A 14,558-nucleotide genomic window follows, 5' to 3' on the forward strand; every position below is an offset into this window, starting at 1 on the left:
ATCCAACCTATTCCGCTGGCGCGTGCACGCCTGACGGCGCCGGGCGCCCGCGCAACCGGTCGATCAGCAGATAGATCACCGGCGTGGTGTAGAGCGTCAGGATCTGCGACACGAACAGGCCGCCGATGATGGTGATGCCGAGCGGCCGCCGCAGCTCGGTGCCCGGGCCGGTTGCAATGACCAGCGGAATGCCCGCGAACAGCGCGGCCATGGTCGTCATCAGGATCGGGCGGAAGCGGGCCCGGCAGGCCTCGAAGATCGCATCCCGTGACGACAGGCCCTGATGCCGCTCGGCCTCGAGCGCGAAGTCGACCATCATGATGCCGTTCTTCTTGACGATGCCGATCAGCAGGATGATGCCGACAAAGGCGATCACCGTCAGCGGCGTGTTGGTGACCTGCAACGCCAGCAACGCGCCGAGCCCGGCCGACGGCAAGGTCGAGATGATCGTGATCGGATGCGCCAGGCTCTCGTAGAGCACGCCGAGCACGATATACATCGCGACCAGCGCGCCGAGGATCAGCAGCGGCTGCCGCCCGCTGGTCTTGTTGAAGTCGCCGGCATTGCCGTCGAAGCTGCCGCGAATGCCCTCGGGCATATGCAGTTCGTCGACCGCCTGCTGGATGTTCGTGGTCGCGACCTCCAGCGGCACGTCCGGCAACAGGTTGAACGACACCGTGGTCGAGGGGAAGCCGCCGGAGTGATAGACAGCGAGCGCCGACAGTCCGCGCTGGTAGTGCACGAGCGCCGACAGCGGCACCTGCACGTCGTTGGCGCCGGCGACGTAGATGCGCTCGAGATTCGACGGGTCGCTCTGGAATTTCGGATCGATCTCGAGCACCACCACGTACTGGTTGCGCTGGGTGTAGATGTACGAGATCTGCCGCTGCGAGAACGCGTTGTTGAGCGCGTTGTCGATGTCCTGCACCCGTACGCCGAGGCTGGAGGCGATCTTGCGGTCGATCACGAGGTTGAGCTGCAGGCCGCCGGGATCGCGGTCGGCGGAGACATCGGTGATGCCCTCCACCGTCTCCATGCGCTTGGCGACGAGCGGCGCCCATTTCTGCAACAGATCGAGATCGGTCGAGGCGAGCGTGTACTGGTAGTCGGAATCGCTCTGCCGGCCGCCGGTGCGGATGTCCTGGGCGGCGAACATGAACAGGCGGATGCCCGGCACCATGAACAGGTTGCGGCGCAGCCGGTCGATCACTTGCGCGGTCGACAGGCCTCCCCGCTCCTCCGGCGACTTCAGGCTGATGAACATGGTGCCGCGATTGGAGGTGGCGCCGCCCGGGCCGCCGCCGGAGCCGACCGACGAGCCGATGCCGGCGACCGCAGGATCGGCCATCACGATGTCGGCGAGCCGCTGCTGCAGACCGAGCATCGATTGGAACGAGATGTCGGCGGAAGCGCGGGTCGCCCCGATCACGAAGCCGCTGTCGTCGGTCGGGAAATAGGCCTTCGGCGTCTTGACGTACAGCACCACCGTCAGCGCGACGGTGGCGAAGAACACCACCAAGGTCAGGAAGGGATAGCCGAGCACGATGCGCAGGGTCGACGCATAGAACGCCACGACGCGCGACAGCGTGCCCTCAATGACGCGATCGTACCAGGTGGCACGATCCGAGGTCGCCTCCCTGATGTAGTGCGCGCAGATCATTGGCGTTATCGTCACCGACACCAGGGTCGACACGATGATGGCAAACGTCAGGGTCAGCGAGAACTCGCGCAGCAGCCGGCCGACGATCCCGTCCATGAAGATCAGCGGCGTGAAGGCCGCGATCAGCGACAGCGAGATCGACAGCACCGTGAAGCCGATCTGCTTGGCGCCTTCGACCGCGGCAGGATATGGCGCCATGCCCTGCTCGAGATTGCGGTACATATTTTCGATCATCACGATGGCGTCGTCGACTACGAATCCGACGGAGATCGCGAGCGCCATGAGCGACAGATTGTCGATCGAGAAGCCGGCAAGCCACATCCCGGCGCAGGTGCCGGCCAGCGCCAGCGGCACCGAGACGCCAGCGGCGATCGTCGGCACGATCCTGCGCAGGAACACGAACACCACCACCATGACCAGCATGGCGGTCGCGAGCAGCGTGAACTGCATGTCCTCGACGCTGGCGCGGATCGTTCCGGTACGATCGACCAGGGTCGAAATATCGACACCGGCCGGGATCCACTGCTTCAGTTCCGGCAGCATCCTGCGAACGCCGTCGACCGTCTCGATGACGTTGGCGTCGCCCTGCTTGGTGATCTGGATCAGCACCGCCGGCTGCTTGTTGAACCAGGCGATCGAGTGCGAGTTGCGGACGGAATCCTCGACCTCGGCAACATCCGAGAGGCGGACGAAATTGCCGTTCGAGCTCTTGACGACGATGTCGCGGAACTCGGCCGCAGTGCGCATCTGCTTGTTGATCGAAAGCGTCTCGCTCAGCCGGTCGCCATTGAAGATGCCGACGGGGCCCAGCGGATTGGCATTGATGATCGCAAGCCGGACGTCGTCGGTCGCGATCCCGGCATTCGCCAGCGACACCGGATTGAGCGCGATGCGCACCGCCGGCTGGTCGGCGCCGCTGACCGTCACCTCGCCGACACCCTGCACCTGCGAGATGCGCTGCGCCAGCACAGTGTCGGCAACGTCGTACATCGCGCTGGTCGAGATCGTCTTCGAAGTCAGCGCCAGCACGAACACGGGCGCGGCGGCCGGATTGGCCTTGCGGAATTTCGGCAGCGACGGCAGGTCGCTCGGCAGATCGGCGAGCGAGGCGTTGATTGCGGCCTGCACGTCGCGCGCGGCGCGGTCGATGTTGCGGCCGATCGAGAACTGCACCTGGATGCTGGTGGTACCGAGCGAACTCGTTGAGGTGATCTGGTCGACGCCCGAAATGGTGCCGAGCTTGCGCTCCAGCGGCGCGGCGACCGTGGCGGCCATCACCGAGGGATCGGCGCCAGGTCGCGACGCCGACACCCGGATGGTCGGGAAGTCGACATTCGGGACCGACGAGACCGGCAGAAACTCGTAAGCGACGATCCCGACCAGAAACAGCCCGATCGCCAGCAAGGTGGTGCCCACCGGCCGGCGGATGAAGGGCTCGGAGATCGAGATCACTGCATGCCCTCTGTGGCACCCGCGATCGGCGGGCCGCTGGGACCGGGCTCAGGCACGGCCCGCTCGATCCGGCGGTTGAGCCGGTCGAGCGCGAGATAGATCACCGGCGTGGTGTAGAGCGTCAGCAGCTGGCTCAGCAGCAGGCCGCCGATGATCGAGATGCCGAGCGGGAAGCGGAGCTCGGCGCCGGTGCCGCTTTCGATCGCGAGCGGCAGCGCGCCGAACAGCGCCGCCAGCGTCGTCATCATGATCGGTCGGAACCGCAACAGGCAGGCCTGCACGATCGCATCATATGACGACATGCCCTGATGCCGCTCGGCATCCAGCGCGAAGTCGATCATCATGATCGCGTTCTTCTTGACGATGCCCATCAGCAGGATGATGCCGATCAGGCCGATCACCGAGAGGTCCTGCCCGCACAGCATCAACGCCAGGATGGCGCCGACGCCGGCCGAGGGCAGCGTCGACAGGATCGTGATCGGATGGATGTAGCTCTCATAGAGCACGCCGAGCACGATATAGATCGTGATGATCGCCGCCAGGATGAGCCAGGGCTGTCCGGCCAGCGAGCGCGCGAATTCGGCGGCGTCGCCGGAATAGATGCCGACGATGCTGCCGGGCATCCCGATCCGGGTCTCGATCGCCTTCACCGCCTCGACCGCATCGCCGAGCGCCTCGCCCGGCGCCAGGTTGAAGCTGAGCGAGACCGACGGGAATTGCGCCTGGTGCGAGATAGCAAGCGGCGCCGTGGTGCGGACCAGCGTCGCCACGGCCGACAGCGGCACCTGCGCGCCGTTCGCACCGGGGAGATAGAGCTTGTCGAGGATCGAGGGATCGCGCTGATACATCGGCAACGCCTCGAGCACCACGCGGTACTGGTTGGTCTGGCCGTAGATCGTCGAGATCTGCCGCTGCGCGAAGGCGTCGTTCAGCGTGTCGGTGACGCCCTGCAGACTGACGCCGAGCTGGCCGGCGCGCTGGCGGTTGACGTCGAGCGCCGCGCGCAGGCCGCCATCCTGCGCTTCCGAGGAGACATCGCGGAAGATCGGGTCGCGCCGCATCTCGGCGACGAGCTTCTGCGACCATTGCGAGACCTCGGCGGCATCGGTCGCGGTCAACGTGTACTGGTATTGCGAGCGGCTCGACTGGGTCGAGATCTGCACGTCCTGCACCGGCTGGAAGTAGACGGTCATGCCGGGGACCGTTGCGATCTTCTGCTTCAGCCGCTCGATCACCTTGACGACGCCGTCACGCCGCTGATCAAGCGGCTTCAGCGTCATCACCAGACGGCCAACATTGGTGGTCGGATTGACCGAGCCGGCACCGATCACCGAGACCACCCCAACCACGTCGGGGTCAGCCTTGATGAGGTCGGAGACCGCGCTCTGGCGCCGCTGCATCTCGGCGAACGAGACGTCGGGGCCGGCCTCGGTCACCGCCGTGATCGAGGACGTGTCCTGCAGCGGCAGGAAGCCCTTCGGCGCCAGCACATACATGATGAGCGTCAGCGCGATGGTCGCGAACGTCACCAGCAGCGTCGCGCGCTGGCGCTGCAGCACCCAGAGCAACGTGCGATGGTAGAACTCCACCATGCGATCGATGAAGCGGCTGACCGCGGCAAGGCCCGGGACCGCCATCTCCTCGTGGATGTTCTTGAGCAGCCGCGAGCACATCATCGGCGTCAGCGTCAGGGATACGATCGCCGAGGTCACGACCGCGATCGTCAAGGTCAGCGCGAATTCGCGGAACATGCGGCCGACCAGGCCGGACATGAACAACAGCGGGATGAACACCGCGATCAGCGACACCGTCAGCGAGATCACGGTGAAGCCGATTTCGCTGGCGCCCTTCAGCGAGGCCTCCATCACCGTCTCGCCGCCTTCCATGTGGCGGACGATGTTCTCGATCATCACGATGGCGTCGTCGACCACGAAACCGGTTCCGATGGTCAGCGCCATCAGCGACAGATTGTCGAGGCTGAAGCCCGCGAAATACATGACGCCGAAGCTCGTGATCAGCGACAGCGGCAGCGCGACGCCGGCGATCAGGGTCGCGCGCAGCGATCGCAGGAACAGGAGCACCACCAGCGTCACCAGCACGACGCTCAGGATCAGCGTGAACTGCACGTCGTGGACCGAAGCGCGGATCGTCACGGTACGGTCGGAGACGACGGTCAGCTTGACGCCGGCCGGGACTGCCCGCTGCAGCCGCGGGATTTCGCCGCGGATCTGCTTGACGACGTCGATGACGTTGGCGCCCGGCTGGCGCTGGATATCGATGATGACGGCCGGCGTGCCCTGGTACCAGCCGCCGGTGCGATCGTTCTCGAGCCCGTCGACGATCTGCGCAACGTCACCGATCGTGACCGGCGAGCCGTTGCGATAGGCGATGATGATCGGCCGGTAGGCGTCGGCGGAGGCGATCTGGTCGTTGGCGGCGATGGTATAGGACTGCTGGGCGCCGTCGAGCGAGCCCTTCGGCCCCGACACGTTGGCGCCGGCGATCGCGTTGCGCAGATCCTCCATCGCGATGCCATAGGCCGCAAGCCGCGCCAGGTCGGCCTGCACGCGCACCGCGGGCTTCAATCCGCCGAGGATCGAGACCCGGCCGACGCCGGAAATCTGGCTCAGGCGCTGTCCGAGGATGGTATCGGCAAGATCGCTCATCGCCCGCAGCGAGATCGTGTCCGAGGTCAGCGCCAGGGTCATGACCGGCGCGTCGGCCGGGTTCACCTTGGCGTAGACAGGCGGGTACGGCAGCGTCTTCGGCAGAATGCCGGCGGCGGCATTGATCGCGGCCTGGACGTCCTGCGTGGCGCCGTCGATGTCGCGGTTGAGGTCGAACTGCAGCGAGATCTGGCTGACGCCGAACGAACTGGTCGAGTTCATCGACGACAGCGACGGAATCTGCCCGAGCTGCCGCTCCAGCGGCGCCGTGATCAGCGATGCGACCACGTCGGAGCTCGCGCCCGGCAGTTGCGTCGTTACCTGTACGGTCGGGAAGTCGACCTGCGGCAGCGCCGAGACCGGCAACGCCCAATAGCCCAGCGCGCCGCCGATCATCAGGGCGATGCCGAGCAGCGAGGTGGCGATCGGCCGGCGGATGAACGGTTCGGAGACGCTCATGGTTGCGTGCTCGCTGTTAGGTCGGACATTACGAAGTCAGGATTACGGTCATGGCTGCGCCTTCGGCGCGCCGCCCGACTGTTCGCCCCCCGCCGCCGGCGCCGGTCCGCTCTGCCCTTTCTGATCGCCCTCGCTGTGGTCGCGCGGGCCGCGATGCTCGCCGCCCTGCCCGTCCTGCTTAACGTCCTTGCCCTGATCCTTGCTCTGGCCCTCGCCTTGCGCCCCGCGCTTGCCGTCAGGAGCGCGGCTGCGCTTGCGCGGGGCAAGATCGGCGGCCGGCGGCCCGTCGTCCTTGCCGACCACGACCTTGGAGCCATCAGCGAGATTGGCAAAGCCCGTCGTCACGACGCGGTCCGACGTGGTCAGGCCGCTGGCGATAACGGCTTCGCGCTCGTGCTGCTGCGTGACCGTGACCGGCTTGGCGGTGACAGTGTTGTCCTCGCCGATGACGTAACTGAACGTGCCGGCGGGACCGCGCTGCACCGCCGAGGTCGGCACCACGATCGCCTGCGGCAAGGTCTCGACCTTGAGGCGCACATTGACGAACTGTCCGGGCCAGAGCTGGTAGCTGGCATTCGCGAGTTCGGCTTTCAGTTTCAGCGTGCCGGTGGTCGGATCGACCTGGTTATCGATGCCGGTGAGCTTGCCGGAATCGACCACGGTGACGCCGTCATTGCCGAACACGTCGACCGCAAGCTCGCCCTTCGCCGCCGCGGCGTTGACCCGCATGATCTGCTGCTGCGGCAAGCTGAACCACACCGCGATCGGTTGCAGCTGGGTCAGGATCACGAGCCCGGTGGTGTCGGAGGCGTGGATGATGTTGCCCTGGTCGACCTGGCGCAGGCCGGCGCGGCCGGAGATCGGGGCGACGATCTTGGTGTAGGCCAGCGTCGCCCCCGCATTGTCGATCGCGGCCTGGTCGGCCTTGATCAGGGCCTCCTGCTGCGCCACCAGCGCACGCTGCGTGTCGGCCTGCTGCTTGGAGCCGGCATTGCTGGCCGCGAGCTGCTCATAGCGGACGAGGTCGAGCTTCTGGTTGGTGAGCAGCGCGACGTCCTGCGCCTTCTTGGCGACGGCCTGGTCGTATTGCGCCTGATAGATCGCAGGATCGATCTCGCCCAGCACGTCGTCCTTCTTGACGTCCTGGCCCTCGACGAAATTCACCTTGAGCAGCTTGCCGTCGACCTGCGAGCGCACCGTCACGGTGTTGAGCGCCTTCACCGAGCCGACGCCGTCGAGATAGACCGGCACGTCCTGCACACGTGGCGTGGCCGCGAGCACCGGCACCGGCAGATCGGGCCGCGCGCCCGCGCCGCGCCCGCCGCCTCCGCCTTGCTTGGGCTGGAAAGCGAGCCAACCGAGGTAGCCGAGCCCGCCGAGGATCACGAGCGTGATGAGCAGGGACACCATGCGTCCAAGCAGGCGCGAGACCAGGCTGCGCTTGCGTGAGGCTGAGCTTTTCTCGTCGTCCGTCGAGTCGGGCTTAAAGAGCATCGACCGGTCTTTCCATCTTCGGTTCCCAGCCGCCCCCCAAGGCCTGATACAGGCTCACGATCGCCAACAGCCGGGCCAGCTGGGCCTGGGAATAAGCGTCTTCCGCTTGGAATAGGGTCAGCTGCGTGTTTAGCACAGTTACGATGTCGGCGGTGCCGGCCCTGAGCTGTTGCTCGGCCAGGTCGAAGGCGCGTCGCGACGACGACAGCACGTCGCGCTGCAGCTGCAGCCGCCGCGTGGTCTCGCGGATCGCGACCAGCGCGTTGTCGACATCGGTGAACGACTGCACGACCGTCTTGCGATAGGTCTGCAGCAGTTCATCCTGCCGCGCCTTTGCGTTCTCGAAATTGCCGAGGATCCGGCCGCCGTCGAAGATCGGCTGGGTCATGCCGCCGACCAGATTGAAGAAGGCCGCATGCGGCTGGAACAGCGAGACCAGCGCCTGGCTTTGGTAGCCACCCGTCCCGGTCAGCTGGATGCTCGGGAAGAACTGCGCCCGCGCACTGCCGACATTGGCGGTGGCGGATGCGAGCTGTGCCTCCTGCCTGCGGATATCAGGACGCTGGGTGAGCAATTCGGAGGGCAGGCCCGGCGTGACGCGCGGGATCGCGACCGAATTGAGCGAGCCGCCGGCGACGCGTACGCTCTCCGGCGGCCGCGACACCAGCACCGCGAGCGCGTTGATGTTCTGGTCGAGCGTCTGCCGCAGCGGCGGCACCAGCGCGCGCTGGTTGGCCAGCACGCTCTCCTGCTGCGCGACATCGAGATCGGAGCCGGTACCGGCCTTGAAGCGATCCCGGATCGCATTGAGGATGCGCTCGGCGCTGGCGATATTGCGCTGTGCGGTGCGCAGTCGGTCCTGGGTGGCAAGCACCGTGAAATAGGCGTTGGCGACGCTGGCCAGCGTAGTCAGCGCCACCACTTCGCGGTCGAACCGGTTGGCGACGGCGGTCTCCTCCGCCGCCTGCGCGGCATCGCGATTCTGGCCCCAGAAGTCGAGCTGGTAGCTCGCGCTGAGCGAAGCGCCGTAGTTCACCACCTCGCGTCCGCCATTGGTAAGGCCGCTGGCGCTGGAGCCGGAGGTGCGTGAATAGGTTTCAGACCCGTTGAGATTGACGGTCGGCAGCAGTGCCGCGCCCGCCTGCCGCGCCAGCGCGTCGGCCTGCCGGAAACGCGCCACGGCCGCGGCGATGTCGAGGTTGACGGTCTGCGCCTCCTCCATCAGCTGCGTCAGCTCCTTGGAGCGGAAACCCCGCCACCAGTCGAGCGTTGGTAGCGCGTCGCCCGGCCGGCCCAGACGGGCGGCCTTGTAGCCCTGCGGCACGTCGAGCGCGGGATCGGGGATGTCCTGCGTTAAAATGCAGCCAGCTGAACCCGCGACCAAGCCGAGCGCGACCAACGAGCGTCCCGCGAGCCGTCGCATGCGGACGGAGAGGCCGAACCGGCCTCCAGGCACCATCACGAACGCGGGCTGGGTCACACCCATTCTCCGCCGAAGCCAGACTTCGCCCGTGGCGCACGAACGAGGCAGTCAGCATTGGTCTGGGTGACGTGCACGGGGTAATGCTTCCAATGGAACGTGGCTGTCCGATCCTACCTTTGGGAAGATAGGGCGGACAGTCCTGTCAGGATGTGCGACGTCGCATCCACTGTGATTCGCCACCACCCGGACAGACGAGTTTTCCCCATTTTTGCAGCGTTTCCTCGCACCGGAAGCAGGTATCCGGGCGTTCTGATTCTAACAAAGATTTCATGGGGATTTCTCGGCCCTGTTGCTCCGAATCCGCAGCTTGCCGTCCCCAAAGGGGCGCCGGAATGATCCAGACGCCGCGATCTGTCGTTACCTCATTGAGAGCTGCGCCTTGCGGCAGTGGCGTTCAACCTTCGGGCCCCGACATGACTTACCTCTACGCCTACCTGTCGACACTCATCGTCTTTTTGCTCTGCGACATGGCCTGGCTTGGGACGATGGCGAGCCGATTGTACCGCCCGACGCTCGGCGACATCTTGTCGACGGACGTCAACCTGCCTCCTGCAATAGCCTTCTATCTGATCTACCCGATCGGGCTCGTGGTGTTCGCGGTGCTCCCGGCGATAAGGTCCGAAAGCGTGGCCCAGGCGGCGCTCAGCGGCGCGCTGTTCGGCTTTTTCAGTTACATGACGTACGATTTGACCAACCAGGCGACTGTGCGGAACTGGACCTTCCAGCTCACTCTGCTCGATTTGACCTGGGGAACTCTGCTCGGCGCCATGTCCGCCACGGCTGCTTGCCTCATTACGGCAAGGCTAGCTGCCTGAAGTCAGCTTCGGAAATGGAAAGAACGGCCGGGTGCGCGCCTGCACGTCACGAAATTGCTGGCCGCGCGAGCGCAGCAAGTGCTGTTCGAGCGGTGGCACGCCGGACACATAGACCAGAACCCAATACATGCAGGCCGGCGCCAGCAACGCGATCCAGCCGACCGGATACGAGGCGTCGATCGCGATCAGCGGATAGGCCAGCCAACACAGCCACTCGAAGAAATAGTTCGGATGGCGCGACCACTTCCACAATCCGGCCTCGCAAATCCGATGTCGATTGGCGGGATCGGAGCGGAATCTGCTGAGCTGGGCGTCGGACAATGCCTCCCCGATCAAGCCAGTCAGCAGCAGCCCCGCGCCGAACAAGTCCGCAAATCCAAGTGCGGCTCGCGGGTTATGCGCCGCGATTGCAACGGAGATCGTGAGGATGAGCCCAACTGCCGCCTGAGCCTGGACCTGCAGGAACATCCGCCTGTCGGCCGAGTCGCCCCATTGATCGATCAGGTCGCGATAACGCGGATCGTCGCCGGCTTTCCAGGTCCGCGACAGAAGATGACTTCCTAGCCGCACCGACCAGATCGCGACCAGCAGCGCGACCATGATCTGCCGCGCGGTCGGTACGCCACTTTCTGAGGCCGGAACAAGGCTGGTCACGCAAGCGACCAAGCCGGTGCCGAATGTCCAGCATACGTCGATCCATCCGGTGGCCCCGGTCCGTCGTTGAATCTGCCAGGCGGCCGCCATCACTGCAGACAGCACAAGGGCCATGATGGCGAGCTGAAATATCAGCTTGAGCAGGCTCACGGAGCATCTCCCACGAGCGACCGTCACATGCGGATCAACGGTTGCAATAGACGGCCGATCATCCCGTTGAGCTTCAAATCTCCCTGCATTGCGACCAGGCAGATGCAGTCCTCCCCCGAGCTGATCCTGACGTCGTGATCCACCGCCCCGTCGCCAAAGTCGAAATCTCCGGGCCCGAAATGGCCGCCGGCGTGGACGAAGCTTCCTGACAGCACGCAGGTCATTTCAAAGCCGGTGTGCGTGTGTTCGATCATCCTCGTTCCCGGGCTGGATTTCAGCAGAAAGACGCGCGTCGCGCTCGGCTCAGGCAGCCGGATCGGCCGCAAATGCACCTTTGGTGCGATCCATCTCCACGAACTATCGGGATAGCTGTCCAAAAAGTCCGGCAAACCCGGTACGTCGCGGAATGCCCGCCCCCGGCGCCGCTCCGGCATGGAGGTCCGCGAGGTCTCGTCCAGCCTGCGGGCCACCGCCTCGAGCGCTCCGTCCGACATCGCTGTCGGCGGCAATCCAGTCAGCATCGCGCCGCCAACATGCTCCATCTCGCGTACCACTGCACGGCACTTCGCACAGCCGACCAGATGGGTGGCAACTGCAATATGCTGACCAAGGTCGACCGTGCCGGCTGCGAACATCGCCAACAACTCGTCCGGGGGGTGATGATGGACGGTCATGAGAAGTCATCCAGCAAGCTGCGCAGCCGGGCCATCGCCAGCCGCAAGCGCGATTTGACGGTGCCGAGCGGGATGTCGAGCGCCCTTGCGATCTCCGCATGGGCTGTTTCGTGGAAGAAAGATAGCTCGATCACCCGCATCTGCTCGTCCGGCAGCGCAGACAGCGCATCGCGGACCCGCGCTTCGATTTCAGATGCCGCCACCCCGGCGTCGGGCAGCGGTCCCTCATCTAGCTGAAACTCGAGTTCCGTCTGGGACGTATCGATCGTTGGGGTTCGTTTCTGACGACGGAGCGCGTCGATGCGGAGATTTCGCGCGATCGTGAATATCCAGGCTGCCGCACCAGCGCTGCTGGGATCGAACAGGCTGGCCTTCGACCACACTGCGAACAAGGCCTCCTGCGCCAGTTCGTCGGCAAGCTGCTCGCTCGCACCGGAGCGCTTCATGAACGTCTTGATGCGCGGCGCAAAATGCCGAAACAACACCGCGAAGGCCTCGCGATCCCCGCGGACAGCAACGGCTTCGATCAGCCGGGCCCATCTGGCGGCATCCGACGTCTCATTGTCGGGAGTTTCACTCAGCATGCCGCGCGGGCACTCCCTATTACTGACAGCTCCGCGACCCCAGTACCGGATCGCGCCGGGCCTGACCAGACCGATCACCCCGGAGATATGTCGAACGGCGGCTTGCATGCAACAGGAACGCCACGCAGTCGCGGTTGGATCACTGGAGTGATCCAACCCGCAAAATCCGTCGTTTCCTTCCATGACGCTGACCGCGCAACCGGCCGGCGCGTTGTGCCGCTGAGGGATTGTAGTTGAGCAGCGACGGCAGATTGAACATAGCCGTGATCGGAACCGGCATTTCCGGCCTCTCGGCTGCCTGGCTGCTCAGCCAGCGGCACGACGTGACCGTCTACGAGAAGTCCGATCGGATCGGCGGGCATTCCAACACCGTGATAGCGTCCATCGGTCGCGAACGCGTTGCCGTGGATACTGGCTTCATCGTGTTCAACCGGAACACCTACCCTAATCTCGCTGCGCTGTTCCGGCATCTCGACGTCCCTACACAAGCATCGGAGATGTCGCTGTCGGTCTCGCTCGACCGCGGCAATCTCGAATATTCCGGTACCGGCCTCTCAGGTCTGCTGGCGCAGCCCGGCAACCTGCTGCGCCCGCGCTTCTGGTCGATGCTGCGCGACCTCGTCCGATTCTACGATCGCGCGACACGCGACGCGGCACGGCTGAGCGACGAGACGATCAGCCTCGGCGACTATCTCGTGCAAGGTGGTTATGGCTCAGCGTTCCGCGACGACCACCTGCTACCGATGGCAAGCGCCATCTGGTCGGCGCCTCCGGAAGAAATTCTCGCCTTTCCCGCGGCGACATTCATTCGCTTCCACCACAATCACGGGCTGCTCCAATTAACGAGGCGGCCGCCATGGGAAACCGTGATCGGCGGCAGCCAAGTCTATGTGCAGCGGCTGGTCCAGCCGTTCGCGGACCGGATTAGGCTCGACTGCGGCGTGGTCGGGATACGCCGATCGCCCGGCCGCGTCATGGTCATGGATGTTCATGGCGAAACGCAGCCGTACGATCACGTCGTGCTGGCAACACACGCAAATCAGGCATTGTCGACGATCGATGACCCGACGCCCGATGAGGCCGAACTGCTCGGCGCGTTCCGCTATACCCGCAACCTGGCCGTACTCCACTCCGATCCCAGATTCATGCCCCGACGCAGACCGGCCTGGTCGAGCTGGAATTATGTCGGATCGCGCGACAACATCGCCGCGCCGGTCGGCGTCACCTATTGGATGAACCGGCTCCAGAGTATTCCCCAGCATTTGCCGCTCTTCGTCACGCTCAATCCGGCGCATCCGCCACACAGCGACACGCTGCATCACACGGAGGTCTACGAGCACCCGATCTTCGACGCCGCAGCAATCGCCGCACAGCGCCGGCTCTGGTCGCTGCAGGGTCAGAAGGACACATGGTTCTGCGGCGCGCATTTTGGTGCCGGCTTCCACGAAGATGGACTGCAATCGGGGCTTGCGGTCGCCGAACAGCTCGGCGGCGTGCGGCGGCCGTGGACCGTGCCCGACGAATCCGGACGCATCGCGCTCGCTGCAAGCGCGAGGTCGTTGCCCGAACCGGAGCTGCAACCATGACGCTCCGCTCCTGCCTCTATCGCGGCAGCGTCATGCATCGGCGGTTGCGGCCCACCACCCATCGCTTCCGCTATCGTGCGTTCTGGTTGCTGCTCGATCTCGACGAGCTGCCCCTGCTCGCTTCCCGTTTGCGGCTGTTCTCCCGCAACAGATTCAACCTTTTTGCACTTCACGATGCCGATCACGGCGACGGTAGTGCGACGTCACTCCGCCTGCAGGCCGAACGTTGCCTGATGCATGCAGGGATCGACATCGCCGGAGGGCCGATCCGGCTCTTCTGCATGCCTCGAACCCTCGGCTACAGCTTCAATCCGCTCAGCATCTATTTCTGCCACCGACATGGCGGCCAGCTCGCTGCGATCATCTATCAGGTCCACAACACGTTCGGCGAACGCCACGCCTATGTGGCGTCGGTCGCGGCCGGCGCCGACACCATCCGGCATGACTGCGGCAAGGCCTTCTACGTGTCTCCCTTCATGGACATGGACATGTCTTATCACTTCCGGCTGAACCGACCGGACGAGCATTTTGCACTCGGTATCAGCGCAAGCGCAGGCGGAGAAACAGTGCTCGGCGCGTGCCTCACGGCGTCACGCCACGGGCTCAGCGATCAAGCGCTGTTGCACAACTTCATCGCCATTCCCCTGGTTACGATCAAGGTGATCCTGGCGATTCATTGGGAAGCGTTGCGGCTCTGGTTGAAGGGCTTGCGGTTGCGCCGGCGCCCGCAAGGCTCCCCGCACAGGATCACGTCCGTGCCCCCTTCACCCCAGCAGCGGATTGACTCGCATGCACTCTGACCACCCGCAGACCGTCCCCGGCCCGCAACCCGTCGAATGGCCGCCAGTGCTGCGTGCGACTGTCGGGAGTTTGCTGCGGCG

Annotated in this window: 10 protein-coding genes; 3 read left to right on the top strand and 7 right to left on the bottom strand. The window is 65.1% G+C overall.

Annotated elements, in window-relative coordinates:
* Positions 1 to 7: 7 nt before the first annotated feature.
* Genes HAP47_RS21220 through HAP47_RS21235 form a run of 4 tightly spaced genes read right to left on the bottom strand, consistent with a single transcriptional unit; the run spans position 8 to position 9,190 of the window.
* Complete coding sequence (locus HAP47_RS21220; protein ID WP_173642924.1) at positions 8 to 3,112, bottom strand: efflux RND transporter permease subunit; 3,105 nt, start codon at positions 3,110 to 3,112, stop codon at positions 8 to 10.
* On the bottom strand, positions 3,109 to 6,237 hold the full coding sequence (locus HAP47_RS21225; protein ID WP_173642923.1) for an efflux RND transporter permease subunit: 3,129 nt from the start codon (positions 6,235 to 6,237) through the stop codon (positions 3,109 to 3,111). The genes HAP47_RS21220 and HAP47_RS21225 overlap by 4 nt, the downstream gene beginning before the upstream one ends.
* Positions 6,238 to 6,285: 48 nt before the next feature.
* The gene (locus HAP47_RS21230) at positions 6,286 to 7,731 is read right to left on the bottom strand and encodes an efflux RND transporter periplasmic adaptor subunit (protein ID WP_173642922.1); all 1,446 of its coding nucleotides are present in this window, start codon (positions 7,729 to 7,731) and stop codon (positions 6,286 to 6,288) included.
* Entirely contained in the window at positions 7,721 to 9,190 is a 1,470-nt protein-coding gene (locus HAP47_RS21235) for an efflux transporter outer membrane subunit (protein ID WP_371821820.1), read from the bottom strand. The genes HAP47_RS21230 and HAP47_RS21235 overlap by 11 nt, the downstream gene beginning before the upstream one ends.
* 437 nt (positions 9,191 to 9,627) lie before the next feature.
* Here HAP47_RS21235 and HAP47_RS21240 point away from each other — a divergent pair, with 437 nt between their 5' ends.
* Positions 9,628 to 10,029: a DUF2177 family protein gene (locus HAP47_RS21240; RefSeq protein ID WP_173642920.1), complete on the top strand. Its 402-nt coding sequence runs from the start codon at positions 9,628 to 9,630 to the stop codon at positions 10,027 to 10,029.
* On the opposite strand, the gene HAP47_RS21245 is transcribed toward HAP47_RS21240, so the two are convergent.
* From HAP47_RS21245 to HAP47_RS21255, 3 genes are read right to left on the bottom strand one after another with little or no spacing between them, the layout of a single operon-like run.
* Positions 10,018 to 10,833 carry a DUF1295 domain-containing protein gene (locus HAP47_RS21245; RefSeq protein WP_173642919.1) on the bottom strand — a complete coding sequence of 272 codons (816 nt, stop codon included), beginning with the start codon at positions 10,831 to 10,833 and terminating at the stop codon, positions 10,018 to 10,020. The two genes, HAP47_RS21240 and HAP47_RS21245, sit on opposite strands and share 12 nt — an antisense overlap.
* A gap of 23 nt (positions 10,834 to 10,856) precedes the next feature.
* On the bottom strand, positions 10,857 to 11,507 hold the full coding sequence (locus HAP47_RS21250; RefSeq protein ID WP_176396294.1) for a ChrR family anti-sigma-E factor: 651 nt from the start codon (positions 11,505 to 11,507) through the stop codon (positions 10,857 to 10,859).
* On the bottom strand, positions 11,504 to 12,199 hold the full coding sequence (locus tag HAP47_RS21255; protein ID WP_371821638.1) for a sigma-70 family RNA polymerase sigma factor: 696 nt from the start codon (positions 12,197 to 12,199) through the stop codon (positions 11,504 to 11,506). The genes HAP47_RS21250 and HAP47_RS21255 overlap by 4 nt, the downstream gene beginning before the upstream one ends.
* Positions 12,200 to 12,354: 155 nt before the next feature.
* On the opposite strand from HAP47_RS21255, the gene HAP47_RS21260 reads away from it, so the two are divergent.
* Entirely contained in the window at positions 12,355 to 13,677 is a 1,323-nt protein-coding gene (locus HAP47_RS21260) for an NAD(P)/FAD-dependent oxidoreductase (protein ID WP_371821639.1), read from the top strand.
* Positions 13,674 to 14,477, top strand: a complete 804-nt coding sequence (locus HAP47_RS21265; protein ID WP_173642916.1) for a DUF1365 domain-containing protein — start codon at positions 13,674 to 13,676, stop codon at positions 14,475 to 14,477. Before HAP47_RS21260 ends, HAP47_RS21265 begins: the two co-directional genes overlap by 4 nt.
* The last annotated feature ends 81 nt before the right edge of the window (positions 14,478 to 14,558 follow it).

This window comes from Bradyrhizobium sp. 41S5, assembly GCF_011516665.3.
Classification (GTDB): Bacteria; Pseudomonadota; Alphaproteobacteria; order Rhizobiales; family Xanthobacteraceae; genus Bradyrhizobium; species Bradyrhizobium quebecense.

What these genes read in the sequence shown, in the direction of transcription:
- HAP47_RS21265 (WP_173642916.1), top strand. Translation starts at nt 13,674, where the DNA reads ATGACGCTCCGCTCCTGCCTCTATCGCGGCAGCGTCATGCATCGGCGG.
- HAP47_RS21225 (WP_173642923.1), bottom strand. Translation starts at nt 6,237, where the DNA reads ATGAGCGTCTCCGAACCGTTCATCCGCCGGCCGATCGCCACCTCGCTG.
- HAP47_RS21240 (WP_173642920.1), top strand. Translation starts at nt 9,628, where the DNA reads ATGACTTACCTCTACGCCTACCTGTCGACACTCATCGTCTTTTTGCTC.
- HAP47_RS21255 (WP_371821638.1), bottom strand. Translation starts at nt 12,199, where the DNA reads ATGCAAGCCGCCGTTCGACATATCTCCGGGGTGATCGGTCTGGTCAGG.
- HAP47_RS21250 (WP_176396294.1), bottom strand. Translation starts at nt 11,507, where the DNA reads ATGACCGTCCATCATCACCCCCCGGACGAGTTGTTGGCGATGTTCGCA.
- HAP47_RS21235 (WP_371821820.1), bottom strand. Translation starts at nt 9,190, where the DNA reads ATGGTGCCTGGAGGCCGGTTCGGCCTCTCCGTCCGCATGCGACGGCTC.
- HAP47_RS21230 (WP_173642922.1), bottom strand. Translation starts at nt 7,731, where the DNA reads ATGCTCTTTAAGCCCGACTCGACGGACGACGAGAAAAGCTCAGCCTCA.